Raw genomic sequence first — 24,011 nt, 5'->3', positions numbered from 1 at the left:
CAGCCATGATCACTGGCAGAACGTTCCGCCATGACGGCGCGGTTCGAGATCGAGATGGAAATGCAGGGAATGATCGGCGTCGGCGCCTGGGCCGAGCACCGTCTTGAAGGGTCCGCAGGCGGCCTTGCGAACATTGTTGAGGAATTTGGCGTCTTTCTCCGGCGGCGCCGGGCCGACCTCGATCTTCTTGCCGTCCGACAGCGTGAAGCTGGCGATGTCGAGCGCGTTGCCGAACGCGTGTTCCGACAGTTTTCGTGTGCCGTTGCGTGGCCGGCAGACAAAAGCCGATGCCTGGCCGATCGATTTCAGGTCCGCACCGAATTCGGCTTTCGCCGCCGGCTGGATGACATCGGCGGCAAAATGCGCCGTTGCCTCGGCCATCTTGCAGTTGAGCTCGGTTCCGGGGGCAATCGCGATCGACTTTCCAAGGGTCTTCAGCACGATGGGGTAGGGAATCGAACAGCCGATTTCGGGCTGGCTTTCCGCCTTGTGCTCTTCGAATTCGACGCCGAGCGTCTTTAGCCGTTCGCGGCATGCGACTTCCTCGGCCGGCATTTTTTCATCTGGCACGTCGGCCGAGCGCGGATCGGGCAGCATCTTCTCCTCGTCCGCGTCCGCCGGCTTTTGCGGTGGCTGCGGGGCGACGGTTGGCGGCTGGGCCTCGGGTTCTGCAATGTCAGGCTTTCGTGTCGGCGTTGGCGCGACGTCCGGCGGCTCCGGCTCGTTTTCCCCGGTTGATGGCTCCGGAGCCAATGGCTCGGGACGTGCCTGCTTTTCCTGGTGGGATTTTTCTTCCGTGAAACGGTCGGGCGCTTCCGCGGCCTTCGGCCCTACGCGCTTTTGCTCCTCGATCTTTGCAGCTTCAGCCTTTGGTGCGTCCGCCGGGCGTGGTTCGGGCACCGGAATGCCGGGTTGGGTTATCGGAGTGCCGGGTTCGGGCACGGGAACATCGGCAGGCGAGGGCAGCGATGCCTGCGTTTTCTGCTGTGTCTGCTTTGGCGTGACCTGCCGGTGGCGCCGTGGTTTCAAACGCTTTCCGCCCCTTGGTTTCAGGGGCTGGTCGGCTCGTGGTGTCAGCGGCTGCTCGACCCGCGGCGTCGGGGGCTTATGATGCCGATGGCGATGTCTCGCCTCGACCGGCATCACCAGCAAGGCCGTGACGGCCACGGTCAACGCAATCCTGCATATTCGGGAAAAGACGATCGACCCCATCGCCCTCAACGGCGCCGACGCAAGGTGGTTGCCTTGGCCGCATCACGAACGGTAACCGCTCCGTTACGCACCGATCGCTTCCAGCCCTTCCTCCAGCCAGTCGGCGAGCAGCGGCATGCCAAGCAGGTATTTCGCGGTGCGCTTGTTGGCGCGTTCGCGCGCGGCGGCCAGCGCGTCCGCCCATTCGGTGGCGTCGTAGTCGCCGCGACCGACCCAGGCCAACGCGATCAGCTCGGCTGCTTCGTCGACATTGAGGTCGTTGATCAGCTCGCGCAGCTCTTCTTCGGTCAGGTTCTCGGAGCTTTCCTCGGCAAGGCCGTCATGGTGATGGTTGACATGGGACTCGCCGTCGAGTTCGACCTCGTGCTCGGCGCCATCGGCATAGTCTTCATTGACGGCCGCACTCAGTGCCTTGGCCTTGAGGATGAACAGGCGCACCGTGTCGGGGCCGATCGAAAGCTCCCAGTCCTTTTCAAGCCGCCGCTGCAAGGGCCGTCTCCCTCAGGTCGTTTGCCGGATGATAGCGGATTTGCGGCATCCGTCACCTGATGTTCTCCCGCCCGCAATTTTCCGGGATGAAACGCAAGCCGACCGGCGTTAGTATTGCATTCTCACCCCTCCAGGAGGTTTCGATGCATAAAAGAATGCTGATCCAGGCTGCGACCGCGCTTCTCGCGCTGCAGTTCCTCGCTGTTCCCGTGTACGCCGCCGGCAGCGGCGGCAGTGACGAAACCGTCACCCAGTGCAAGAAGGGCCAGGTCTGGGACAAGAAGAAGAAAAAGTGCGTCGCGCCCCAGGAAGGCATGCTCGACGACGACAGCATCTATGATGCAGGCCACGCGCTGGCGATGGCCGGGCGCTATGACGAGGCGATTGCCGTGCTCAGCCTCGCCGCCAACAAGCAGGATCCGCGCATCCTCAACTATCTCGGCTATTCGCACCGCCATTCCGGCCGCGTCACCGTCGGCCTCGGCTATTACGAGGAAGCGCTGCGCATCGACCCCAACTACACGCTGGTGCGCGAATATCTCGGCGAAGCGCATCTGCAGATCGGCGATCTGGCCGGCGCCCAGCAGCAGTTGATGGAGATCGAGAAGCGGACCGGCAAGGGTTCTCGTGAATATGGCATGCTGGCCGAGCAGATCGACCATTTCATGAGAAGCTGAAAAGATCCCAGGGCTCTTCCAAGCGGCCGCGAGCGATCGCGGCCGTTTTTTGTTGCCCCCGGTCCCATTCATCGCCCCCGACTGATGAAAACGGGGATGATTTTAGCAAAACCGATTTTTGGGCGTGAAAAACCCGCTGACATTGCTATATTCAGGGAAATTGCGGTGAAACGGTTCCGTAAGCTCGAGGCTGCCGGACCCGTTTTCTTTTTGTACCCATCGACAAGGCTTTCCCCGATACGCGGGGGTGGCAGCAGGAAAGGCAGGCATCATGAACAAGGTCCCGATGACAGGCGAGGGGTTCGCGTCATTGAAGGAAGAACTGCGCTGGCGCCAGCAGGAAGAGCGGCCGCGCATCATCGAGGCGATCTCCGAAGCGCGCTCGCATGGCGACCTGTCCGAAAATGCCGAATATCATGCCGCCAAAGAGGCCCAGAGCCTCAACGAGGGCCGCGTCAACGAGCTTGAAGATTATATTGCGCGCGCCGAGGTGATCGACGTCAGCAAGCTCAGCGGCGACAAGATCAAGTTCGGCGCCACCGTGGTGCTGGTCGACGAGGACACCGAGGAAAAGAAGACCTACCGGATCGTCGGCGACCAGGAGGCGGACGTGAAGTCCGGCCGCATCTCGATCTCCTCGCCGATCGCGCGTGCGCTCATCGGCAAGGAAGTCGGCGATGCCATCGAGGTCAACGCGCCTGGCGGCGCCAGGGGGTATGAGATCGTCCAGGTGCAGTTCATCTAGGACCTTTGATAATTCTACTCTGGCGGCCGACTACAGCGCCGCGCGTCCTCTCGGACGCGCAAAGGACGCTGTAGGATTTTCAGTTAGCGCATGATCCCTTTCCGAAAATCAATTACGATTTTCGGGGTCATGCGCGGGCGGTTTTCTGCGCTTCCGGTGCTCACGTACTTTAAGTACGCGCCGCTCCGGCTCTCGAAGAACCACGCTATTCGACTCGCCAGAGCGAATTCTGAAAGGTCCTATGCCGGCGCTTGTAGTTTAAGTGCCAATAGCTTTTCTGCTTCCGCCACTACCTCCACCGGCACAACACGCCCCCCATGCGAGGCCAGCAGTGTCGATGCGTAGCGTCCGCGCGGGCCGGTCAGACCCGGCTCTGTTGCCAGGAACACCGCAACCGTTGGCAGGCCGAAGGCACTGGCGAGGTGAGTGAGCCCGGTGTCGGCGCCGACAACCAGTGTCGAGCCGCCGATAGTCGCGGCGATGTCGGACAGCGGCGATTTCGGCACCACGATCGTTGACGGCACGGCACCTGCGATTGCCTCGGCCACGATTTTCTCGCGCTCGTTCGACCAGGTCGTGACCGGCGTCATCCCCCGCTCAATCAGGAGGCGGGCGGTTCCGATCCAGTCTTCGGCCGGCCATTTCTTGTCTTCGCGGCTGGTTCCGTGCAGCAGGAAGGCGGTTTTTCCAGAAGTGCCCGCCAGGGTGCCGGCGGGCGGCACGATGCCGGAGTCCAGCGTCGAAAGATCGGGCTGATAGGCGAGCGCCAGGCCAAACAACCGCCGCGTCCGTTCGATGGCGTGGAGATCGCGCGGGATGGCATACGTGGCATCGTAGAACAGCGTCGCCGAGGGTTCGCGCGCGCTCGAACGGTCGAAGCCGGCAATGGGTGAGCCCGCCTGTCTTGCCACCAGGGCCGATTTCAGCAGGCCTTGCGCGTCGATGACCAGATCGTAGCGGCAATTGCGCAAGGTGCGGCGCAGGGCGGCCGCCTCGCGCCAGGTGGCGCCGTCAAGCAGCGCCTTGCGCCAGCGCCGGATCGCCACCGTATGAATCTTGTCGATCGCCGGGTGAAGCGCGACGATTCCGGCGAATGCCTCTTCGACGCACCAGTCGAAGGTCAGGTCCGGGCGGTGGCGACGGGCATCCTCGACCGCCGGAAAGGTGTGGATGACATCGCCCATCGACGACGTCTTGACGATCAGCACCTTCATGCCGCGGCCGGAATTTCCAGCAGCCGGTCCGCCGCTGCCGCGACCTGGCCGACTTCCAGCGTCTTCAGGCAGTTGAGGTGGCCGAGCGGACAGACCTTCTGGTGGCAGGGCGAGCACGACAGGCCGAGCCAGACCAGCTCGCGGCGCTCCGCCAGCGGTGGCGTGTTTTCGGGCGAGGTCGAGCCGTAGACGGCGACGATCGGCGTGCCGACGGCGGCCGCGACATGCATCAGTCCGCTGTCATTGGACACAGCCAGCCTGGCGGCGGATATCAGGTCGATGGCGTCCTCCAGCCGCGTCTGTCCGGCGAGGTCGACGACGCCGGGGGCCAGGGCTGCGATCTCCGCCGTCACGTCGCGGTCGTTCTTCGAGCCGAACAGCGCAACCTTCAAGCCTTTGCCCATGAAGCCGCTGGCAAGCCCGGCATAGCTTTCGCTGGGCCAGCGCTTGGCTGGGCCGAATTCCGCACCGGGCATCAGGGCCACGAATTTCTGCGGCGCCAGCCCGAAACGGCCGAGCAGGTCGACCTGGTTTTTCGTGTCCACGCTAAGCCGTGGCGCCCGGAAACTACCGCCTTGGGCAAGGCCGAAATAGGCCTGCGCGGTGCGTCGTTTGATGCTGTCGGGCAATGGCACGACGTCGGTCAACAAGCCATAGCGCATCTCGCGCAGATTGCCGACACGGTGCGGGATGCGGGCAAAGAACGGAATCAGCGCCGACTTCCAACTGCCCGGCAGGATATAGGCCATGTCGTAGCGACCGCGCAGCAGGCGGCCGAAGCGGCGGCGATGGGTGAATTCGAGCGCGCCGGGTTTGAGCGGAAAGTCGATCTGCTGGCGGATTTCGGGCATGCGCTTGACCAGGGGTGCTGCCCAGGCAGGCGCCAGCACATCGATGGCGGCGTTGGGATACAACTCCTTCAGCGCCGAAAACAGGCACTGCGCCATCACCATGTCGCCCACCCAACGTGGGCCGATCACGAGGATCGTTGGGCTTTCAGCCATTCGACATAGTCTCTGACACCGGTTTCCACTGTCCGGAATTGGCCATTGTAACCGGCCGCGCGCAAACGGGACATATCAGCTTGCGTAAAGCTCTGGTAGCTGCCCTTGAGATGGTCGGGAAAGGGGATGAATTCAATCTCCCCTTTACCCAACGTGTCGATCACCGTTTCGGCGATGGCGCGGAAGGGCTGGGCACGGCCGGTGCCGCAATTGAAGATGCCGCTTGAGCCCCGTTTCCACAGCCACAGATTGACCTCGGCGACATCGCCGACATGGATGAAGTCACGGCTTTGTTCGCCGGGTCCGAATCCGTCATAGGCGCCGAACAGTTTCGGGTTCTCGCCTCGCTCGACCTGGTTGAACAGATGGAAGGCGACGGAAGCCATGGCGCCCTTGTGCGCTTCGCGCGGGCCATAGACGTTGAAGTAGCGCAAGCCCACGACCTGTGAATGGTCGGCCTGCCCGGCGAACACGGTTCGCCTGACATAGTCGTCGAACAGCTTCTTGGAATAGGCGTATACGTTGAGCGGCCGTTCCAGCGCGGGATCCTCGAGGAACTCCGAGCCGCCGCCATAGACGGAAGCCGAGGAGGCATAAAGGAAAGGCACGCGCAACGCCTGGCTTGCATGCAGCAACCGTTTCGAGAAGGCGTAATTCACCTCCATCATGAATTTGCCATTCCACTCGGTGGTGGTCGAGCAGGCGCCCTGGTGGAACACGGCCTCGATGCGGCCGAGCGAGCCGGCCTCCATGCGGGGCAGGAAATCGTCCTTGTCGAGATAGTCGGCGATCTTGAGATCGGCAAGATTGACGATCTTGTGACCGTCGGTAAGGTCGTCGACGACGAGGATGTCGTCATGCCCTTCGGCATTCAGCGCGGCGACGATGTTGGAGCCGATCATGCCGGCGCCGCCCGTGACGATGATCATGAAGGACCTCTGGTTGCTTGCGATTCCGGTCCTTATAGGGGAGGCTAGCCGGGCTGTCGACAAAGCCAGGTGCATGCGCCTGTCCTGCCATTTTATGCGCTTGTCTGTTTTGTCCATTTTGTCTATTATGGACAAAACAGGGTATCCCATGAAAAACTATCCGTCGACCGATCTGAAACAGAATCTTGGAGATGTGCTTGCAGCTGCCAGCCAGCAGCCGGTCTCCATCACTCGCCACAACAAGCCGAGATACGTCCTGATGAGCATCGAGGCCTACGAAGCGCGCTTCGGCAACGACAGCCGCCGCGTCTACGCTGCGAAGGACGCCCCGACCGAACATGTCGAGATGCTCGAGGAGTACGCCGCGGAATTGGACCGTGATTAAACCCGCTGCTGCGGACGTCTGGCGATATCCATATCTTTGGCATCGCCAACACGGAGACGGCGAGACCGAAGGCCGGAAGTCACGGCCTGTGGCCTTTGTGGCTGTCCTTCCTGGGAAAGCCGGGGGTACCAACCTCTTCATACTTGCAATCACTTCCACACAGCCGGGTCGTGATCGCGTTGCAGTCAGCATCCCGGAAATTGAACGCCACCGTGCGGGCCTCGATCCTATGCCCCTTTGGGTCATGGTCGATGAGTACAATCATGATATCCTGGAAGCGTCGGCCTATTTCGAGCCGGGTGCGCGAATTGGCGCGTTCAGCCCGTCATTTCACAAGAAAATTATGTTCGCTTTTACTGCGGTTGTCCGCACGGGTCAGTCCAAAGCAATCCCGCGCGGACTGAATCGACAGGGCAGAGCACGATCGTGAGGGACCAAAAATGCCATCGACCGAACTGCTCATCGCGTTTTTCGCCACCACGGCGATCTTCGCCTACATTCCAGGCCCGGCCATGCTCTATGCCGCCGCGCAGACGATGGCGCGCGGCCGCTGGTCCGGCCTGACGGCGGCGCTGGGCATTCATCTGGGCGGCTACGTGCATGTTTTCGCCGCGGCCGCCGGGCTGTCGGTGCTGTTTCATGCCGTGCCGACGCTCTACCTGGCGGTCAAGCTGGTCGGTGCGCTCTATCTGATCTGGCTTGGCATCTCGCTGTTTCGCAAGCGCGCGGACGGCGATGCGGCGCTGCCCGCGATCGAGCGCAAATCGGCGCGGCGCGCCTTTTTCGAGAGCATCACCGTCGAGGTGCTCAATCCGAAGACAGCGATCTTCTTCATGGCGTTCCTGCCGCAATTCATCGACGCCTCGGCGGCGTTTCCGGTCTGGCTGCAGTTCGTCGTGCTCGGCACGATAGTCAATCTGATGTTCTCCTCGGCCGATATCGTCTGCGTGTTCCTGGCGGGCGCCGTGATCGGCCGCCTGCGGCGTTCGAGCCGCGCCCAGCGGCTGATGCAGCGGGCGGGAGGGGCGGTGCTGGTCGGGCTGGGCATCCATGTTGCCCTGCAGAAGAGCTGACGCATCGGACACTCGCGGGTCATGTCCTGACGTTGCGCTGCGTGGATTTGCGGTATATCGGCAGGCATGAACGATCCGGCCCGTAAATTGACAATTTTCATCACGATTGAGATTTGCCTTACCCTCGCGTTGCCAGTGACATGATCAAGCACAATCCGCCTTCTCCAGAACCATTGCACCGCGCCATTGCGCGGTTCGGCCAGGCCACCGTGCTGGTGGTCGGCGACTTCATCCTCGATCGTTTCGTCAACGGCGTCATCGAGCGGATCTCGCCGGAAGCGCCGATCCCGGTGCTGCATGGGCGCGGCGAGACCTCGACCATGGGCGGCGCCGGCAATGTCGTGGCCAACATCGTTTCGCTCGGCGCTGCCGCTGTCCCCGTTTCCGTAATCGGCGCCGATCTGGCGGGCGACAGTCTGGTGCGGATGCTGCGGGAACTTGGCGCCGATACGGCGGGCCTCGCGCAGGAGCCTGGTCGCATGACATCGTCCAAAAGCCGCTTCAGCGCGCTCAACCAGCAGGTGCTGCGTTTCGATGAAGAGGAGATCAAGCCGCTCGGCGCCGCGGAGCGAGCCGGCCTGATCCGCCATTTCCGCGCCGCGCTGGCGCACGCCGACATCGTCATCCTGTCCGATTACGGCAAGGGCATCCTGCTCGACGGCGTCGCCGGCGACTTGATCGCCATCTGCCGCGAGGCTGGAAAGCCGGTGCTGGTCGACCCGAAGGGCCGCGATTACGCGCGCTATGCCGGGGCGACCGCCATCACCCCCAACCGCAAGGAACTCGGCGAGGCCGTCGGCCATGCGGTGTTCGCCGATGACGAGATCGTGGCTGCCGCGCGCCAGCTGATTTCGGCACATGGTTTCGATTTCGTCGTTGCGACGCGCAGCGAAAAGGGCATGAGCGTGGTCGGCCCCGACGAGGCGCGCCACATCGCCACCCAGGCGCGCGAAGTGTTCGACGTTTCGGGCGCCGGCGATACGGTGATCGCGAGCTTCGCGCTGGCGCTGGCCGTAGGCGCCGATACGGTCATGGCCGCTTCGATCGCCAATGCCGCTGGTGGCGTCGTTGTGGGAAAACGCGGCACAGCGCGGCTGACGGTCGAGGAACTCACCGGCGCGCTGTTCCGTTCACATGGGCCGACCGCCCACAAGGACGCCATCCTCGACGCCACATCGGCCGCCCGCATGGTGGCGGCGTGGAAGGAAGAGGGCCTGAGCGTCGGCTTCACCAATGGTTGCTTCGACATCCTGCATGCCGGCCATGTCAGCTTGCTGCACGCGGCGCGAAGCCAGTGCGACCGGCTGGTGCTCGGCCTCAACAGCGATGCCTCGGTGCGGCGCCTGAAGGGCGCCGGCCGGCCGGTCAACGACCAGCACGACCGCGCCTGCGTGCTGGCAGCGCTCGCCTCGGTCGACGCGGTCGTGGTGTTCGAGGAAGATACGCCGCTGGCGCTGATCGAAGCGCTGCTGCCCGACATACTGGTCAAGGGCGCCGATTACACGGTCGATACCGTGGTCGGCGCCGATGTGGTGCAGAAGGCCGGCGGACGCGTCGTGCTGGTCGATCTCGTCGCTGGAAAAAGCACCACCAACACCATTGGCAAATTGCGCGCCGGCGGCACCATAAACTGAGGGTTTCATGTCCGACTTGAACGATTACCTTGTCCGCTCGGCGGCTGCCATATCAGCCATGGTCGAACGGGACCTGACCGGTGAGATGGAGCGGGCGGCGAGCGCGGTGGTGACGGCGCTTTCGTCGGGGAAGGCCTTGCTCATCGCCGGCAATGGCGGCTCGGCCAGCGACGCCATCCACATTGCCGGCGAACTGGTCGGCCGCTTTCTCAAGGAGCGCAAGGCCTACAATGTCATCGCGCTGCCGGCCAATGCGGCGGTGCTGACCGCCTGGGGCAACGACTATGGCTTCGACACGGTGTTTTCGCGCCAGGTCGAGGCGCATGGCGCGGCCGGCGGCGTGCTTCTGGCAATCTCGACCAGCGGCAATTCGCCGAGCATCCTCGCCGCCGCCGAACAGGCACGGAGGATGGACATGACGGTGATCGGCATGACCGGCGATACCGGCGGCAAGCTGAAGCCTCTGTCCGATATCCTGCTCAACGTTCCGTCGACCTCGACGCCGATCATCCAGCAGGGGCATCTGTGCCTTTATCATCATCTGTGCGAGGTGGTCGAAGCGCGCCTCAGCAATGGCTGATCCCACGACCTCTGGCCGCTATCCGCTGGCTGAGCCGGGCCTGTGGGTCGAGCAGGTCGGCTCAAAGGTGTTCGCCGCCGGCTCGCCGGCGCTGTTCCTCGATCGCGACGGCACCATCAATATCGATACGGGCTATCCGGATGATCCTGCCGAAATGGTGCTGCGCGCGGATATAGCCGCGGTGATAGCCGCCGCCAACGGGGCCGGCATTCCCGTCATCGTCGTCACCAACCAGTCCGGCATCGCGCGCGACTATTTCGGCTGGAGCGATTTCGCCGCCGTCAATGGCCGCGTGCTCGAACTGCTACGCGCCGACAATGCGTTCGTCGACATGGTCCTTGCCTGCGCCTATCACGAGGCGGGCTCCGGCCCGCTCGCGGCCGCAGATCATCCGATGCGCAAGCCCAATCCGGGCATGCTGCTGGAGGCGGCCAGGCGCCTCGGGCTCGATCTGCGGCGTTCGCTGATCGTCGGCGACAAGGAGGCCGACATGGAGGCGGGACAACGCGCCGGCCTCTCACAGGGCTGGCTGGTAGACGGGCAAGCGGCTGTCCGACGGGGCTTCACAATTCGGCCTTGGTGCGACCGCGCGGACTTCGACGGCCTGCTCGCCGCAATAGCTGCACTTGGGGCCGCCTCGGGCGCGCCCTAACGGTTTATACCCGATCGTTGTCCCGCCAGGCTTCATAGAGCTTGGCCTCGGTGGCGAACGAATACACCATCACCAGCATCGAATAGACGAACCCGTGCCGGCCGCACAGGAAGTAGCGCTTGGCCAGGTAAAACTTCAGGAAGTTGCCAAGCGGCGACAGCACCAGTCTTATCAGGCCAGGCTTCTTGGCTCGTTCGACCAGCGTGGCGACCTTGAGGCTGGAGTAGGTGTTGGCTCTCGCCAGATCCTCGGCAATAGTCATTTCGCGGCGATGCAGCAGCACGCCATTTTCTATGGTGCCGGTTTCGCCCGGCACCTCGAACGACTCATGGACCCGCAGATTGAGGTCCATGGTCGCCTTGTCGCGCCGGAAAAGACGCAGCAGCCTGTTGTGAAGCACCCAGCGGTGCGCATAGCCGTAACCCTTCAGCTTGTCGCGGCGCCTGATATACCATCCGTCGAAAGCGTCATTCCCAAGCTGCGTCACACTCATGATCGACTGCCTGAGAACGTCATCGATGGCCTCGTCGGCTTCAATCGAAAGGCACCACGGTTGCGTGGCCTGATCGAGCGCGAATTGCCGCTGACGAGGAAAGCCCGGCCAATCATTGTGAAACAGCCTTATCGGGTAGCCCTTGGCGATGAACGCATTGACGACGTCCAGAGTGCTGTCCGTCGAGCCTGAATCGACGACGATGATCTCGGCGCAGAAGTCGACGCTCTCCAGGCATTCGCCAATCATGTCGGCCTCGTTCATACAGATGACCAGCGCCGAAACCGGGCTAGAAAATCGAGTCATCGTCCCACCCCACGGCACACTGTTCTCGGAATTGGGCTGCCCTGCGCCACCTGTATTATGCAATCCCGAAAGCGCTATGCGCTTTTCCCAGGAAAACCGTTACACACTTTTTCTGCAATTGCTCTAGGAAACCAGCAAGGCGGCTACGGCAGGACATCCGGCTTCACAGAAGTGCCTATCGAACGCTAAAGCGGCGCTGATATGGCGAGGCGTTCAAGCCGCATCGGCGAAAGCCGGTTGCGGTTCAACCGGCTCAAGGCTGTGCGAACGAGACCAAGCCTTCGTCCTTGACCCGGCGGATGGTGAGCGCTGTGCGCACCGTGTCGACATTCGGGGTCGAGGTCAGTTCCTCGATGACGAAGGTCTGGAAGGCGCCGAGGTCGCTCGCCACGCAATGCAGGAGGAAATCGGATTCGCCCGACACCATCCAGGCGTCGCGTACGATCGGCCAGCCGCGGGTGCGCTCGGCAAAGATGCGCAGCTCGGCATCGGCTTGATGATGCAGGCCGACCAGGCAGAAGGCAACGACATCAAGGCCGAGCGCTGGTGCGTTGAGCAGAGCGCGGTAGCCACGGATGATGCCGGCTTCCTCCAGGCGCTTGACGCGGCGCAGGCATGGCGGTGCCGAAATGCCGACGCGGTTCGACAGTTCGACATTGGTCATGCGGCCGTCGCCCTGCAATTCGCGCAGGATCTTCCAGTCGATGGCGTCGAGGTCGGCCTTGAGCGGCATGAGGGCTCTCGATCATGAGGGGCAACACGCAAGAATCTTGCGCGATTTTGTAATTAAACGACTTCGCTGTCCATTCCATCCTTCGCCCGGAATATTTCGCGGGATCCGCGGGCGACAGGGTGTGACAAAGCTTTCCGGGGACGAACTCCAACTTGCCTTGCTGGCGTCGTGGGCAACACTTACATTACGCGCGACAATGATCGAGTTTTCCATGCCGCAATTGCCGGCAGCCCTCCGCAGAGGCTTTAGATGACCACCAAGCACGCGCCCGTTCTCATCATCGGTTCCGGCCCGGCCGGCTATACGGCGGCGGTCTACGCCGCCCGCGCCATGCTGAAGCCGATGCTGGTCGCCGGCCTGCAGCAGGGCGGGCAGTTGATGATCACCACCGATGTCGAGAACTATCCCGGCTTCGCCGACCCGATCCAGGGTCCGTGGCTGATGGAGCAGATGCTGAAACAGGCCGAGCATGTCGGCACCGACATCATCAACGACATCATCACCGAGGTCGACCTCAACGTGCGACCGTTCCGTGCCAAGGGCGATTCCGGCACCACCTACACCGCCGACGCGCTGATCATCGCCACCGGCGCGCAAGCGAAATGGCTGGGCATCCCGACCGAGCAGGACTTTATGGGTTTTGGAGTCTCGGCCTGCGCCACCTGCGACGGCTTCTTCTACCGGGGTAAGGATGTCGCGGTGATCGGCGGCGGCAATTCGGCGGTGGAAGAGGCGCTCTATCTGTCCAATCTCGCCAAGAGCGTGACGGTCATCCACAGGCGCAGCGATTTTCGCGCCGAACGTATCCTGCGCGAGCGGCTTCTGAAGAAGGACAATGTCCGCGTCATCTGGGACACGATCGTCGACGAGATCACCGGTCGGCCCGGCAAGACGCCGCTGCCGCCCTCGGTCGAGGGGCTGAAGCTCAAGCATGCGGTGACCGGCGAGGTGTCGCACCTCAAGATCGACGGCGTGTTCGTGGCCATCGGCCATGCGCCGGCGGTTGAACTGTTCGCCGGCAAGCTCAAGCAGAAGCCGAACGGCTATCTGTGGACGGCGCCGGATTCGACCCGCACCGATGTGCCGGGCGTGTTCGCGGCCGGCGATGTGACCGACGATATCTACCGCCAGGCGGTGACGGCAGCGGGGCTTGGCTGCATGGCCGCACTCGAGGCGGAGAAGTATCTGGCCGGCATCGAAGTGCATCGCGAAGCGGCCGAGTAGAGAGTTCAGAGAGCGGCTTAGAAACGCCGTGTAAAAGCCTGATTTTTCATTCAGACGCCAAAACAGAACGAGGGGAATCATGGCGTTGGACTGGGACAAGCTACGCGTGTTTCACGCTGCGGCGGAGGCGGGGTCGTTTACCCATGCGGCCGAGACATTGCATCTGTCACAATCGGCGATCTCGCGGCAGGTCAGCGCGCTCGAGCATGATGTCGGCGTGCCGCTGTTCAACCGCCACGCCCGCGGGCTGGTGTTGACCGAGCAGGGTGAGATGCTGTTTCGCACGGCGCATGACGTGCTGATGAAGCTGGAGACCATCAAGTCCCGGCTGACCGAGACCAAGGATCGCCCGTCGGGCGTGCTGCGGGTAACGACGACGGTGGGGCTGGGCGCCGGCTGGCTAACCGAGCGGGTGCAGGAATTCATCGAACTCTATCCTGAAATCAGCCTGCAGTTGATCCTCGCCAACGAGGAGCTCGATCTCACCATGCGCCAGGCCGATTGCGCCATTCGGCTGCGCCAGCCGCAGCAGCCGGACCTGATCCAGCGCCGCCTGTTCACCGTGCATTTCCACCTCTACGCGGCCCCATCCTATGTCGCCAAGCATGGAAGGCCGTCTTCCGTCGCCGAGCTGAAGGCCCATCGCATCGTCACCTTCGGCGTGCCGGTGCCGTCGCATCTGTCGGAGCTGAACTGGCTGGAAACGGTCGGTGATTTCGAAGGCGGGCAAAGGGTGCCGACGCTGCAGATCAACGACATATTGTCGATCAAGCGGGCGGTGCAGGGCGGTGCCGGTATCGCCATGCTGCCCGACTATGTGATCAGCAAGGACTCCGACCTCGTGCAGCTGCTGCCGGAGACCGAGGTGCCGTCTTTCGACACCTATTTTGCCTATCCGGACGCGATGAAGAACCAGGCCAAGCTGCACGTGTTCCGGGACTTTATCATCGCCAAGGCGAGAAGCTGGTCATTTTAAGGACATGTCGATTGCCTGGCCCGACCTGAGCCTCAACATGCCCTGAGACGGCGCTGCCGGTTTCACCTACCCCCGCCAGGGCGACAGTCGAGGCAGCCAGCCCGGCACGTTGCGGCGGTAGGCGTCGTATTCGGCGCCGTACCGGTGAGCCAAAGTCGGCTCCTCGTAGAACCGCACGAAAGAGCCCATGGCGATCGCGCCGATGACCGCATAAGCGGCCAGCGTCCAGCTCGAGAACAGCAATGCCTGGCCGAGGATGATCGACAGCACGGCGACATACATCGGGTTGCGGACATGACGGTAGATGCCGCCGATCACCAGCCTCTCGGTTGGCGCGACCGGAGCGGGCGTGCCGAGGCCCTCAAGCGCGAATCGACCGAAGGCATGCAGCAGTGCTGCGATCGCGACGGCGATCAGAAGCCCGCCGGCAGGGACAAAGCCCGGCAGACCAGACCACGGCAAGCCCCAGCGATCGGTCAACAGCCAAGGCACCAGCCCGGCAACCACGCAGGGCGCCGCGATGAAGAAGGCCGCACTGCCGGCGATCGCCGAAAACGTCCGCATTGGCTGCTTCCTCCCGATTGCCTTAGAAATGCACGCCTGCTGCCTGCTTCCACATCATTGCCCGGTTTTGGCATTTTGAGCCGAAAGCCAGCCGAGATCGGCGATTCTGTAGTTGCAATTGCCCGATTCGGCGGCCCATTTCGACGATTCTGCTGGTCCTATTGGCTTCTGGAATGGGTTAGACCACAGCCTGCGTCTTTTTGCATGCGTGTGTTGCAAAATAGATGCTTGTTTCTTGGGCATGATGAGCACATATATAGATCATCTCCTGGGCGCGTTCTCCTCCCATTAGCGCCCTCGAGTGTTCCCCTCTGGAGGTTAGCCTTAACAGGCACTCCAATCAAACTCAGCCGGATCTTCATTGATCCGGCTTTTTTGTTGCCTGTGCTCTGCTGGGCCGGCAAAAAATTCCATCACAATTGCCACGTAACGGTGACATGTAACCTCTGGTAACATAGCCCGGGCGCCCGCGACCTGCTATGTGGATCATAGGACGCGGTGTGGTTCGGACGGGAGATGGGGGCATCACTCGTACGGCCCGGGCTCAGGCGGCTACCGCGTCCGAACCGTTTTTCCGCCGAACTCGGCGGCACCAAATGCGGCGGACCTGCCGTTTTACCTCCCAAGGAAACGGTCCGCGAACAAAACGACGTCCGGTCCCCGCCGGACGTCGTTTTCTTTTGTGCCCCTCGAATCAGGTTCGAGAGGAACGCCACGCCATCAGGCAGCCTTGCCGTTGGTGTTCATCGCCTCGTCGGCCAGACGGCCGGTGAGTTCGGCCATGTGGTCGAAGACGGCACGGTAGCTGGCGACGCCCGCGGTCGCCGAGCGCAACTCGATGATCAGGTCGCCGATCTCGGCTTGCGGCATGGTTGCCTCGACGACATCCCATCCTGGCCAGCCAGGCCGCGCGTCGTAGCCGAGTATCTGGCCGCGCCGTTGCGGGATGAGAGCGATGATCTTCGAGGTGGCGTCGGAGGGTGTGACGATCTCGACCTTCATCACAGGCTCCAGGAGCACCGGCAAGCACGCGGCCATGCCTTCCTTCATTGCCAGCCTGGCCGCCATCTGGAAGGCCATGTCGGAGGAATCGACCGCATGGTAGGAGCCGTCCGACAGGTTGACTGCGACATCCACGACCGGAAAGCCCAGCGGCCCGGATTTCAGATAGTCGCGCACCCCGGTCTCGACCGACTGGATGTAGGTCTTGGGCACGACGCCGCCGGTGATTGTGTCGGTGAACTGGAAGCCGGAGCCGCGCGGCAGCGGCTTGATCTCGATCACCACGTCACCGAACTGGCCATGTCCGCCGGACTGTTTCTTGTGACGGCCGCGCTGTTGCGCCGATTTGCGGATCGTCTCGCGATAGGGCACCGCCGGCGGATGGCCTTCGACCGGTATCTGGTTCTTGCCTTCCAGCCGCTCGCGCACCACGCGCAGATGCATCTCGCCATGGCCCGACAGCACGGTTTCAGCCGAGTCCTGGTTGTGGCGCAGGCTGAGCGAGGGGTCCTCCTCGGCCAGCCGCTGGATGGCAGCCGACATCTTCACTTCGTCCTTGCGCTCCTTGGGACGGAGCGCGAAGGCGAAGACCGGCTGCGGCGGCTCGAACTGGACGAGCGGCTTGATGCCGCCCTTGGCCGAACTCAACGTCTGGCCGGTCTTGACCTCGTCCAGCTTGCCCAGCGCGACCGTATCGCCGGCCTTGGCGATGGAGAGCTTGGACTGGTCCTTGCCGAGCATCCGGTAGATGCCGGAAACCTTGGCCGTGTCGCCGCCGGGCAGCCAGAGTTCGGAACCGTCGACGACCTGGCCGGAGAGGATGCGCGACACCGACAGCTTGCCGCCATGCGAGGTGTGGATGGTCTTCATCACCTGGACCAGGGTAGCCGCGCCGTCGGGTGCACCGAGCCGCTTGCGGGTCGCCTCGATGTCGGGCGCGTCGTGGCGGATCGCCTTCAGGAGACGCAGCACGCCGTTGCCTTTCTCGGCGGTGCCGATCAGCACCGGGGTCACCGCGCCGTCGCGCAGGTCGGCGGCGAGATCGTCGAAGATCGCGTCCTTTGGCGGTTCGATCTCCTCGAGCAGCTGTTCCATCAACTGGTCATCATGGTCGGCCAGCGTCTCCAGCATCGAGAAACGCGCTTCGAGCTCGCGCGCCTTCTCGTCGCCGGGAATCTGCGCCACCTCGCTTTCGGCATATTCGCGATAGATGTAGGCGCGCTCCAGCGCCAGGTCGATCGAACCAATGACGACGCCGTCCTTGCGCAGCGGAATCTGGCGCAGCAGCAATGGCACGGCACTGGCCGGCTGCAGCATCTTCAGCGTGTCTCGCACGCCGGTGATTGCCTTGTCGACCTTGTTGAGAAACAGGATGCGCGGCACGCCAAGATCGTCGAGCTTGCGCATGATCAGTTGCAGGGCAGGGATCTTCTTTTCATCGGCCTCGGCCACGACCACCGCGAGGTCGCAGGCGGCCAGCACCGGTTCGGCTTCGAAAGAGAATTCGATGGAGCCGGGACAGTCGACGAAGGTGATCTGCTCGCCCATGAATTCGGTGGTGGCGATCGTCGCCTCGACGCTCATGGCGTGGGCGCGCGCCTCGGGCGAATGATCTGAAACGGTGTTGCCTGATGAAACGGGATTTTGTCGGGGAATTGAGCCCGTACGGGCCAATATGGCTTCGAGAAGTGTCGTCTTACCGCTTGCGAAGGGACCGACTATGGCAATGCATTTCGGTCCCGTGCGTCGTCCTCCGGCGCGAGTACCCATGACTGACCTCCACTCAGGCGTTTCCCGTAGGACCGACTGGCATGCATGGTTCAGGCGTGGTCAATCGGTCCTGAGCGGCGGCCGGCCTGTTCGACCGTCGCGGGCGGGGTTCTTTTCAAGTCCACCTGCCCAAAGCCATCGTCCCACTTGTTTGCCGGCAGGGCAAGGAAAATAGAAATCCTTTGCTCGGCCGTGGACCCGTGCTGGCCATATAGGGGGCTGGCAGCCGGAAACTGTTGCACGTCGGCCGATATCGGCGGAAACTGAAGCAGGCGACCCGTCGCCCGCTGTTTTGAAGGACCATCGACCCATGAAGATCATTGCCTGCGGCAGCGTGCCGACCGTCATCGCGCCGGAAAAATACTTCACCGGCCGGGTGCTGCAGACGCCGATCATCGAGAAAGAGGCGCCGGCGCGGCTGCGAGCCACGCTGGTCAGCTTCGAGCCGGGCGCGCGCACCCACTGGCATACGCATCCGCTTGGCCAGACGCTCTACGTGACGGTGGGCGCCGGGCTTGCCCAGACGTGGGGCGGCCCGATCCAGCAGATCAGGGCGGGCGACGTCATCTCGTTCGCGCCTGGCGAAAAACACTGGCATGGCGCGGCGCCGAAATCGGCGATGACGCATATCGCCATGCAGGAGGCGCTCGACGGCGTCCATGCCGACTGGCTGGAAGCGGTGACATCGGAACAATATGACGGCTGAATGCTCAGTCCGCAGGAACCCGGCTTCTATTCAGCCGCGATATTATTAGAAGAGGGCGACTCGCGGCGAGTCCCGTACCATGGCGCAGGCCATACTCAATCGCCGGATCGACAGCGCCATGCCGCCCGTTCAACTGACCGTCGGTCAGCAATTTGCGAAACTCACGTCCGGACTAGCCATGTCAAAGCACCGTTTGCCCCTGGTCGCCGCTGTCTATCTTGGTTCGTTCGTGGCTCTGCTCGACGTCAGCATCGTCAATGTCGCGCTGCCGACCATCCAGCAGGCGTTGCAAACCGATTTCGGCGGCCTGCAATGGGTGGTCGACGCCTACACGCTGTGCCTGTCGGCCTTCATGCTGTCGTCCGGCCTGATCGGCGACCGCTATGGCCGCAAGCGCTCATGGCTGGCCGGCGTCGGCATCTTCGTGGCCGGCTCGCTGATCTGCGCCGTCGCGCCCAATTTGCCGGTGCTGCTGGCTGGCCGGGTCGTACAGGGCATCGCCGGCTCGCTGCTCATTCCAGGCGCGCTGTCGATCCTGACGCAAGCCTTTCCCGATGCGCGCCAGCGCGCCGGCGTCATTGGCGGCTGGGCGTCGTTCGCCGCCACCTCTCTGCTCGTTGGTCCCGTCCTCGGTGGCATCCTGGTCGAGACCGTCGGCTGGCAAAGCATCTTCCTGATCAACCTGCCGCTTGGTCTGATCACGATCGCGCTCGGTGCTGCTTCGATCAACGAGACGGCGCATCCCGAACATGCCCATCTCGATCTCGTCGGCCTGGCTCTCAGCATCCTGTGGCTGGGGGCGCTGACCTTTGGCCTGATCTCGGCCGGCGAGAATGGTTGGGGCGAGCCAAGGACGGTCACGGCGCTCATCGCAGGTGTCGTCGGCCTGGGTGCTTTCCTCGGCTTCGAGGCGCGCACGGCACGGCCGATGCTGCCGCTTGGCCTCTTCCGTGACGTCCGCTTTGCCGTCGCCAATGTCGCTTCGTTCGCGCTCGGCTTCACCTCCTATTCCAGCGTCTTCTTCTTCTCGATGTTCCTACAGCAGGTGCAGGGCTGGTCGCCGACGCAGACCGGCCTGCGCATGGCGCCGACCTTCATCGTCCAAATCGTGGTGTCGCCGTGGATCGGCAGGCTGAGCGCGCGCTATGGTCACTCCGCGCTGATGACCATCGGCTATGTTGCTATCGGCCTGTCCATGCTCGGCATGTGCTGGGCCGGTCCTTCGACGTCCTACGCGACGCTGTGCCTTCTGTTTGCCATCGGCGGCCTCGGCAATGCGCTTGCAATCCCGACCGGCAGCGCTGCCGCCATGTCCTATGCGCCGCGCGAACGCTCGGGCATGGTGTCGGCGGTCATCAATGCCACCCGCCAGAGCGGTCTTGCCATCGGCATCGCCTTGCTCGGCGCCTTGATGAGCATGCGGGCAACCAACCTTTTGACCGGGTATCTCGGCGATGCCGGTGTCGCCAACGCGGAAGCGGTCGCTCGTGCTGCAATTTCGCGGCATGATTTCGCAACCGATGCGGCGATGGGCGAAAGCGGCGTGCATGAACTCTATGCTGCCGCCTATGCCGGCGGCTTCCATGCCGCCATGCTGACGGCAGCGATCGGCGCGTTCCTCACCGCCGCACTGCTGGTTGCAGTGCTGGCGCCGGCCGAGGCGCGCTTGGCCAAAGAGACCAAGCACGAGGCGTGAGGCTGACGGCCCATTGAAAACCCGGCAGTGAAGCCGGGTTCTGCGTTCAAAGTGCGCCGCTCAGGTCAGCGAAGCCGTAAAGCGCTGGATGCGCGTGCAGGCTTCCTCCAGAAGCGTCTCCGAGGTGGCGTAGGAGATGCGGAAGTTGGGGCCGAGGCCGAAGGCCGAGCCGAACACCACCGCGACGCCCTCGGCTTCGAGCAATTCCGAGCAGAAGGTTTCGTCGGTGTCGATCGGCTTGCCGGCCTTGGTCTTCTTGCCGATCAACTGGGCGCAGGAGGGATAGACATAGAAGGCCCCTTCCGGCGACGGACAGGTGATGCCGCGCGCCTGGTTGAGCATCGAGACGACGAGGTCGCGACGGCCTTGAAAGATCGCCTTGTTTTTGGCGATGAAATCCTGCGGGCCATTCAGCGCCTCGACGGATGCCCATTGCGCGATGGTGCAGGCGCCCGATGTCTGCTGGCCCTGGATCATGTCCATCGCCTTGATCAGTTGGACCGGGCCCGCCGCATAACCGATGCGCCAGCCGGTCATTGCATAGGCTTTCGACACGCCGTTCATGGTCAGCGTGCGCTCGTAGAGCTTAGGCTCGACCTCGGCGATGGTCCTGAAGACGAAATCGCCATAGGTCAGGTGCTCGTACATGTCGTCGGTCAGCGTCCAGACATGCGGATGCTTCAACAGCACGTCGGCCAGAGCGCGCAGTTCGGCCTCGGTATAGGCGGCACCCGACGGGTTCGACGGCGAGTTCATCAGCAGCCATTTGGTCTTCGGCGTGATCGCCTTTTCCAGCACGGAAGCGGTCAGTTTGAAGCCGTTGTCGATCGAGGTGTCGGCAAACACGGAGGTGCCGCCGCAGATCGCCACCATCTCGGGGTAGCTGACCCAGTAGGGGCGAGGAATGATGACCTCGTCGCCGGGGTTCAGCGTCGCCATGAAGGCGTTGAACAGGATCTGCTTGCCGCCCGTACCGACGATGGTCTGCTCGGGCTTGTAGTCAAGATTGTTCTCGCGCTTGAACTTTTTTGCGATCGCCTCACGCAGCGGCACGATGCCCGAAACCGGCGGATACTTGGTTTCGCCGCGGCGGATCGCCTCGATTGCCGCATTCTTGATGTTGTCGGGCGTGTCGAAATCCGGTTCGCCGGCGCCGAGGCCAATAATGTCACGGCCGGCATTTTTCAGCTCGCGCGCTTTCTGCGTGACCGCGATGGTGGCGGAAGGCTTCACGCGCGAAAGGGTGTCGGCAAGAAAGGCCATGAGCTTGACGTCTCCATGGAAGATCGGCGCGGCCAGGAGCGACCGCGGCGCTTCTCATGTCGCATGATTTCGCGCAACGCAAGCATTGTCGGCTGATCCAGGTCTCAAGGAGCTGTGATCGGACCCGGAGTCGGCAACAATAAATTCATTAACGAGCGGTAGAGGCTTGAGTGGCAGGATCGCAGACCAATTGCGGAGCGAGGAACCGTGTCGCGCAGCGTCGGGCTTGCCCACATCATCCGTCAGGACGACGGCACCTCCACCGGTGTCTGGGGCATCTACACGTTGCAAAGCGCTTTCCAGCCGATCTTCGCCTTCAAGGAAGGCAAGCTGTCGGTGGTCGCGTTCGAAGGGCTGATCCGACCGTTCCGCGACGGCGAGCCACAATCGCCGATGAATTTCTTCTCGACCTGTCCGGCCGCCGACCGGCTGCATATCGAGGCGCTGACCAGGACGCTGCATCTTCTCAACGCCGGTGCCTGCCTGCCGCGGGAAGCGTCGATCTTTGTCAATTTCGACCCGTCGGTGTTCACCGAACGCACTGTTGCCGACGCTGCCTTGCGCGAAATGCGGCTTGTGCTGCACGAAGCCGGCATCGACCCGCGCCGCGTCGTCTGCGAGGTGACCGAGCAGCGATCGGCGTCGCAGGAAGCCTTGCACGGTTTCGTCGCGGCACTGAGAGCCAACGGTTTTCGCATCGCCGTCGACGACTATGGCGCCGACGATTCCGACATCAACCGGGTCAAGGAGTTGAAGCCGGATATCGTCAAGTTCGATGCCTACTGGATCACGCAGCTGATGGAGTCCGGCGCCGGCTTCGCGTTGCTGACCACCATGGTGAAGAACTTCGAGGAGCAAGGCATCCATACGGTGTTCGAAGGCATCGAGGAGGGCTGGCAACTGGAGCTCGCCGAGAAATCGGGTGCGTCGATGGTGCAGGGTTTCGTGCTGGCGCGACCCGAATTGGCGCCGACCAGCTTTGGCGTCTTCGACAAGGCCGGGCAGGCGCCTGTCGCTGCTGCCGTCGACACGTCTGCTGCTGCCGTGGCAACGCCTTCGGCGCGGCCGGTCAAGGCCTTCGGGCGCCGCGTGGCGACATGAGAGGTGATCGGCGGCGCAATGTCGGCGATGCGATCCGGGTCGACGAAGTCGGCATCGAATACGGCATGTATGGCGAGTTCCGGCTGCGCAGCGCCTATCAGCCGATTTTCGCGCCGCGCGGCCGGTTCCTTCACGCGGTCGCGGCCGAAGCCCTGATCGAGCCGCACCGTGCGGGCCGCCCCGGCGCGCCAAAGATATTCTTCGAAAGCGTTGCCGTCTCGGACCGGCTGTTTGTGGAAACCATGTGCCGGGCGCTGCATCTCAGGAATTTTCGCAATATCGGCGTCGACGGGCTCGACCTGTTCTTCAACTACAATCCGTTGATCAACGACCATGCCGGGCGGGCACTGGCCGAGATTCGCCTGATGACCAGGCATCTCGGCGAGTTCGGCCTGGCGCCGGCCATGCTGGTCTGCGAAATCACCGAACAGGCGGCGGACGACGCGCTTCTCGCGCGGCTGGTGCGCGAAATGCGGCGCGACGGCATCCGCATCGCCATCGATGATTTCGGCACCGGGCACTCGACCGAGGAGCGGGTGAGCCTGCTCAAGCCCGACATCGTCAAGATCGATGGCACCTGGTTCGCGGAGTTCTGTCGCCACGCTGCCGCTGAACGGTTCTTCCGCCCGCTGGTTTCCAGCTTGCATGACCGCGGCGCCAAGGTGCTGGTCGAAGGCATCGAGCAGCCCACCCATCTGCGCGTCGCGCTCGAGGGCGGCGTCGACCTGCTGCAGGGTTTTCTCCTCGCCCGCCCAGCCTTGGCGGGGACCGTTTTCGAGGAAGAGCCACTCAACATCGACACGCTGCTGGGTACCGGCGGCAATGTCGTCCCGCTGTTCGGCTAGGGGCGCCACTATTCACACATCAGCGGCGCTGATCGTCGCGACAAAACAAATTATTGGTTGAGTCCGCCGCCGCTGCGATAATCGCGCGGAGAGAGTGCTCGGGGGAACAGCCATGATACTTTACGGCATGATCGACAGCGGCAATTGTTACAAGCCGCGCCTGCTGATGGCGAAGCTTGGCCTAGCCTTCACCAACGTCGAGGTGAGTTCGCACACAGGCGACACACGCAAAGCCGACTTTGTCGCCAAGAACCCGAACGCCATGGTGCCGCTGCTCGAGTTCGACGATGGCCGGCGGCTGGCCGAATCCAACGCCATCCTGCTCTATCTCGCCGAAGGCACACGCTTCCTGCCGGCGGACAGGTATGAGCGTGGGCTCGCGTATCAATGGCTTTTCTTCGAACAATACAGCCACGAGCCCTACATCGCCGTGCGCAAGGCGCTGCTGACCTTTCCCGAACGTGCTGGGGATGCGACCCCGGAGCGGCTGGCGGTGACGCTGGAGCGCGGCAACAAGGCGCTCGGCGTGATGAACAGGCATCTGGAAAACAATGCCTTCTTCGCCGGCAGCGCGCTCAGCGTCGCCGACATCGCGCTCTATGCCTATACGCATACGGCGGAGCAGGGCGGTTTCCAACTCGACGCCTATCCGGCGGTGTCGGCATGGCTTGGCCGCGTGGAAGCGGATCCGGGGCATGTGCCGATCGAGTGGGTGGGGTAGCCTTCTCCTCCTGAAGG

At 63.0% G+C, this 24,011-nt stretch carries 24 protein-coding genes; 14 read left to right on the top strand and 10 right to left on the bottom strand.

Annotated features, from left to right (window positions below; genetic code table 11):
• Window positions 1-9 precede the first annotated feature (9 nt).
• Both A4R29_RS22300 and A4R29_RS22295 read right to left on the bottom strand, forming a co-directional pair.
• Window positions 10-1,143: an extensin family protein gene (locus tag A4R29_RS22300; protein WP_063173779.1), complete on the bottom strand. Its 1,134-nt coding sequence runs from the start codon at window positions 1,141-1,143 to the stop codon at window positions 10-12.
• A gap of 132 nt (window positions 1,144-1,275) precedes the next feature.
• Entirely contained in the window at window positions 1,276-1,701 is a 426-nt protein-coding gene (locus A4R29_RS22295) for a DUF3775 domain-containing protein (RefSeq protein ID WP_013530064.1), read from the bottom strand.
• 143 nt (window positions 1,702-1,844) lie between these two features.
• Here A4R29_RS22295 and A4R29_RS22290 point away from each other — a divergent pair, with 143 nt between their 5' ends.
• Together A4R29_RS22290 and greA are read left to right on the top strand one after the other, a co-directional pair.
• Window positions 1,845-2,378, top strand: a complete 534-nt coding sequence (locus tag A4R29_RS22290; RefSeq protein WP_024504159.1) for a tetratricopeptide repeat protein — start codon at window positions 1,845-1,847, stop codon at window positions 2,376-2,378.
• Window positions 2,379-2,649: 271 nt separating this feature from the next.
• Window positions 2,650-3,123, top strand: coding sequence for a transcription elongation factor GreA (greA, locus tag A4R29_RS22285; protein ID WP_013530066.1), 474 nt, complete (start codon window positions 2,650-2,652; stop codon window positions 3,121-3,123).
• Between the two features lie 239 nt (window positions 3,124-3,362).
• Here greA and waaC read toward each other — a convergent pair whose 3' ends face one another.
• From waaC to rfaD, 3 genes are read right to left on the bottom strand one after another with little or no spacing between them, the layout of a single operon-like run.
• Window positions 3,363-4,337, bottom strand: a complete 975-nt coding sequence (gene waaC, locus A4R29_RS22280; RefSeq protein WP_063172907.1) for a lipopolysaccharide heptosyltransferase I — start codon at window positions 4,335-4,337, stop codon at window positions 3,363-3,365.
• Entirely contained in the window at window positions 4,334-5,341 is a 1,008-nt protein-coding gene (gene waaF / locus A4R29_RS22275) for a lipopolysaccharide heptosyltransferase II (RefSeq protein WP_063172906.1), read from the bottom strand. Before waaF ends, waaC begins: the two co-directional genes overlap by 4 nt.
• Window positions 5,314-6,270 (bottom strand): ADP-glyceromanno-heptose 6-epimerase, encoded by a 957-nt coding sequence (gene rfaD / locus A4R29_RS22270; protein ID WP_063173778.1) that lies wholly within the window; start codon window positions 6,268-6,270, stop codon window positions 5,314-5,316. Before rfaD ends, waaF begins: the two co-directional genes overlap by 28 nt.
• Here rfaD and A4R29_RS35105 point away from each other — a divergent pair.
• The 5 genes from A4R29_RS35105 (at window position 6,242) to A4R29_RS22240 (ending at window position 10,594) form a co-directional block, all read left to right on the top strand.
• Complete coding sequence (locus A4R29_RS35105) at window positions 6,242-6,655, top strand: type II toxin-antitoxin system Phd/YefM family antitoxin (protein ID WP_224675156.1); 414 nt, start codon at window positions 6,242-6,244, stop codon at window positions 6,653-6,655. The genes rfaD and A4R29_RS35105 overlap by 29 nt on opposite strands.
• Before the next feature lie 440 nt (window positions 6,656-7,095).
• Window positions 7,096-7,728, top strand: a complete 633-nt coding sequence (locus A4R29_RS22255) for a LysE family translocator (RefSeq protein WP_027162112.1) — start codon at window positions 7,096-7,098, stop codon at window positions 7,726-7,728.
• Between the two features lie 140 nt (window positions 7,729-7,868).
• A complete protein-coding gene (gene rfaE1, locus A4R29_RS22250) occupies window positions 7,869-9,362 on the top strand; it encodes a D-glycero-beta-D-manno-heptose-7-phosphate kinase (RefSeq protein WP_063172905.1) in 1,494 nt (497 codons plus the stop codon).
• 7 nt (window positions 9,363-9,369) lie between these two features.
• On the top strand, window positions 9,370-9,942 hold the full coding sequence (locus A4R29_RS22245; protein ID WP_024504153.1) for a D-sedoheptulose-7-phosphate isomerase: 573 nt from the start codon (window positions 9,370-9,372) through the stop codon (window positions 9,940-9,942).
• Window positions 9,935-10,594, top strand: coding sequence for an HAD-IIIA family hydrolase (locus A4R29_RS22240; protein WP_063172904.1), 660 nt, complete (start codon window positions 9,935-9,937; stop codon window positions 10,592-10,594). Before A4R29_RS22245 ends, A4R29_RS22240 begins: the two co-directional genes overlap by 8 nt.
• 4 nt (window positions 10,595-10,598) lie before the next feature.
• On the opposite strand, the gene A4R29_RS22235 is transcribed toward A4R29_RS22240, so the two are convergent.
• Together A4R29_RS22235 and A4R29_RS22230 are read right to left on the bottom strand one after the other, a co-directional pair.
• Window positions 10,599-11,393: a glycosyltransferase family 2 protein gene (locus A4R29_RS22235; protein ID WP_063172903.1), complete on the bottom strand. Its 795-nt coding sequence runs from the start codon at window positions 11,391-11,393 to the stop codon at window positions 10,599-10,601.
• Window positions 11,394-11,646: 253 nt separating this feature from the next.
• Window positions 11,647-12,126, bottom strand: a complete 480-nt coding sequence (locus A4R29_RS22230; protein ID WP_023809735.1) for an Lrp/AsnC family transcriptional regulator — start codon at window positions 12,124-12,126, stop codon at window positions 11,647-11,649.
• Window positions 12,127-12,375: 249 nt separating this feature from the next.
• Here A4R29_RS22230 and trxB point away from each other — a divergent pair, with 249 nt between their 5' ends.
• Complete coding sequence (trxB, locus tag A4R29_RS22225; RefSeq protein WP_013530078.1) at window positions 12,376-13,350, top strand: thioredoxin-disulfide reductase; 975 nt, start codon at window positions 12,376-12,378, stop codon at window positions 13,348-13,350.
• A 79-nt stretch (window positions 13,351-13,429) separates the two neighbouring features.
• Window positions 13,430-14,326 carry a LysR family transcriptional regulator gene (locus tag A4R29_RS22220; RefSeq protein WP_013530079.1) on the top strand — a complete coding sequence of 299 codons (897 nt, stop codon included), beginning with the start codon at window positions 13,430-13,432 and terminating at the stop codon, window positions 14,324-14,326.
• Window positions 14,327-14,392: 66 nt separating this feature from the next.
• Here A4R29_RS22220 and A4R29_RS22215 read toward each other — a convergent pair whose 3' ends face one another.
• Both A4R29_RS22215 and A4R29_RS22210 read right to left on the bottom strand, forming a co-directional pair.
• Window positions 14,393-14,890 carry a methyltransferase family protein gene (locus A4R29_RS22215; RefSeq protein ID WP_013530080.1) on the bottom strand — a complete coding sequence of 166 codons (498 nt, stop codon included), beginning with the start codon at window positions 14,888-14,890 and terminating at the stop codon, window positions 14,393-14,395.
• Window positions 14,891-15,610: 720 nt separating this feature from the next.
• The gene (locus A4R29_RS22210; protein ID WP_013530081.1) at window positions 15,611-17,662 is read right to left on the bottom strand and encodes an elongation factor G; all 2,052 of its coding nucleotides are present in this window, start codon (window positions 17,660-17,662) and stop codon (window positions 15,611-15,613) included.
• A gap of 310 nt (window positions 17,663-17,972) precedes the next feature.
• Between A4R29_RS22210 and A4R29_RS22205 the strand changes: the two genes are divergently transcribed.
• Together A4R29_RS22205 and A4R29_RS22200 are read left to right on the top strand one after the other, a co-directional pair.
• Window positions 17,973-18,368 carry a (R)-mandelonitrile lyase gene (locus A4R29_RS22205; protein ID WP_063172902.1) on the top strand — a complete coding sequence of 132 codons (396 nt, stop codon included), beginning with the start codon at window positions 17,973-17,975 and terminating at the stop codon, window positions 18,366-18,368.
• A gap of 178 nt (window positions 18,369-18,546) precedes the next feature.
• A complete protein-coding gene (locus tag A4R29_RS22200; RefSeq protein ID WP_082827584.1) occupies window positions 18,547-20,064 on the top strand; it encodes an MFS transporter in 1,518 nt (505 codons plus the stop codon).
• A 60-nt stretch (window positions 20,065-20,124) separates the two neighbouring features.
• Here A4R29_RS22200 and A4R29_RS22195 read toward each other — a convergent pair whose 3' ends face one another.
• A complete protein-coding gene (locus A4R29_RS22195) occupies window positions 20,125-21,327 on the bottom strand; it encodes a pyridoxal phosphate-dependent aminotransferase (protein ID WP_027162106.1) in 1,203 nt (400 codons plus the stop codon).
• Between the two features lie 207 nt (window positions 21,328-21,534).
• Here A4R29_RS22195 and A4R29_RS22190 point away from each other — a divergent pair, with 207 nt between their 5' ends.
• The 3 genes from A4R29_RS22190 to A4R29_RS22180 all read left to right on the top strand — a co-directional run bounded on the left by A4R29_RS22190 (window position 21,535) and on the right by A4R29_RS22180 (window position 23,994).
• Window positions 21,535-22,428, top strand: coding sequence for an EAL domain-containing protein (locus tag A4R29_RS22190; RefSeq protein WP_013530085.1), 894 nt, complete (start codon window positions 21,535-21,537; stop codon window positions 22,426-22,428).
• Entirely contained in the window at window positions 22,425-23,273 is an 849-nt protein-coding gene (locus tag A4R29_RS22185; RefSeq protein ID WP_063172901.1) for an EAL domain-containing protein, read from the top strand. The genes A4R29_RS22190 and A4R29_RS22185 overlap by 4 nt, the downstream gene beginning before the upstream one ends.
• A 112-nt stretch (window positions 23,274-23,385) precedes the next feature.
• Window positions 23,386-23,994: a glutathione S-transferase family protein gene (locus A4R29_RS22180; protein ID WP_013530087.1), complete on the top strand. Its 609-nt coding sequence runs from the start codon at window positions 23,386-23,388 to the stop codon at window positions 23,992-23,994.
• Window positions 23,995-24,011: the final 17 nt, after the last annotated feature.

Source organism: Mesorhizobium ciceri biovar biserrulae (assembly GCF_001618845.1).
Taxonomy (GTDB): domain Bacteria; phylum Pseudomonadota; class Alphaproteobacteria; order Rhizobiales; family Rhizobiaceae; genus Mesorhizobium; species Mesorhizobium ciceri.
The sequence above is the reverse complement of the archived record's forward strand: the minus strand, read 5'-3'. Positions and strand labels throughout refer to the sequence as shown.

Bases quoted from the DNA above. Each gene is read 5' to 3' on its own strand.
- A4R29_RS22300 (WP_063173779.1), bottom strand. From the start codon at position 1,143: ATGCCGGTCGAGGCGAGACATCGCCATCGGCATCATAAGCCCCCGACG.
- A4R29_RS22290 (WP_024504159.1), top strand. From the start codon at position 1,845: ATGCATAAAAGAATGCTGATCCAGGCTGCGACCGCGCTTCTCGCGCTG.
- greA (WP_013530066.1), top strand. From the start codon at position 2,650: ATGAACAAGGTCCCGATGACAGGCGAGGGGTTCGCGTCATTGAAGGAA.
- waaC (WP_063172907.1), bottom strand. From the start codon at position 4,337: ATGAAGGTGCTGATCGTCAAGACGTCGTCGATGGGCGATGTCATCCAC.
- waaF (WP_063172906.1), bottom strand. From the start codon at position 5,341: ATGGCTGAAAGCCCAACGATCCTCGTGATCGGCCCACGTTGGGTGGGC.
- A4R29_RS35105 (WP_224675156.1), top strand. From the start codon at position 6,242: ATGCCGGCGCCGCCCGTGACGATGATCATGAAGGACCTCTGGTTGCTT.
- rfaD (WP_063173778.1), bottom strand. From the start codon at position 6,270: ATGATCATCGTCACGGGCGGCGCCGGCATGATCGGCTCCAACATCGTC.
- A4R29_RS22255 (WP_027162112.1), top strand. From the start codon at position 7,096: ATGCCATCGACCGAACTGCTCATCGCGTTTTTCGCCACCACGGCGATC.
- rfaE1 (WP_063172905.1), top strand. From the start codon at position 7,869: ATGATCAAGCACAATCCGCCTTCTCCAGAACCATTGCACCGCGCCATT.
- A4R29_RS22245 (WP_024504153.1), top strand. From the start codon at position 9,370: ATGTCCGACTTGAACGATTACCTTGTCCGCTCGGCGGCTGCCATATCA.
- A4R29_RS22240 (WP_063172904.1), top strand. From the start codon at position 9,935: ATGGCTGATCCCACGACCTCTGGCCGCTATCCGCTGGCTGAGCCGGGC.
- A4R29_RS22235 (WP_063172903.1), bottom strand. From the start codon at position 11,393: ATGACTCGATTTTCTAGCCCGGTTTCGGCGCTGGTCATCTGTATGAAC.
- A4R29_RS22230 (WP_023809735.1), bottom strand. From the start codon at position 12,126: ATGCCGCTCAAGGCCGACCTCGACGCCATCGACTGGAAGATCCTGCGC.
- trxB (WP_013530078.1), top strand. From the start codon at position 12,376: ATGACCACCAAGCACGCGCCCGTTCTCATCATCGGTTCCGGCCCGGCC.
- A4R29_RS22220 (WP_013530079.1), top strand. From the start codon at position 13,430: ATGGCGTTGGACTGGGACAAGCTACGCGTGTTTCACGCTGCGGCGGAG.
- A4R29_RS22215 (WP_013530080.1), bottom strand. From the start codon at position 14,890: ATGCGGACGTTTTCGGCGATCGCCGGCAGTGCGGCCTTCTTCATCGCG.
- A4R29_RS22210 (WP_013530081.1), bottom strand. From the start codon at position 17,662: ATGGGTACTCGCGCCGGAGGACGACGCACGGGACCGAAATGCATTGCC.
- A4R29_RS22205 (WP_063172902.1), top strand. From the start codon at position 17,973: ATGAAGATCATTGCCTGCGGCAGCGTGCCGACCGTCATCGCGCCGGAA.
- A4R29_RS22200 (WP_082827584.1), top strand. From the start codon at position 18,547: ATGTCAAAGCACCGTTTGCCCCTGGTCGCCGCTGTCTATCTTGGTTCG.
- A4R29_RS22195 (WP_027162106.1), bottom strand. From the start codon at position 21,327: ATGGCCTTTCTTGCCGACACCCTTTCGCGCGTGAAGCCTTCCGCCACC.
- A4R29_RS22185 (WP_063172901.1), top strand. From the start codon at position 22,425: ATGAGAGGTGATCGGCGGCGCAATGTCGGCGATGCGATCCGGGTCGAC.
- A4R29_RS22180 (WP_013530087.1), top strand. From the start codon at position 23,386: ATGATACTTTACGGCATGATCGACAGCGGCAATTGTTACAAGCCGCGC.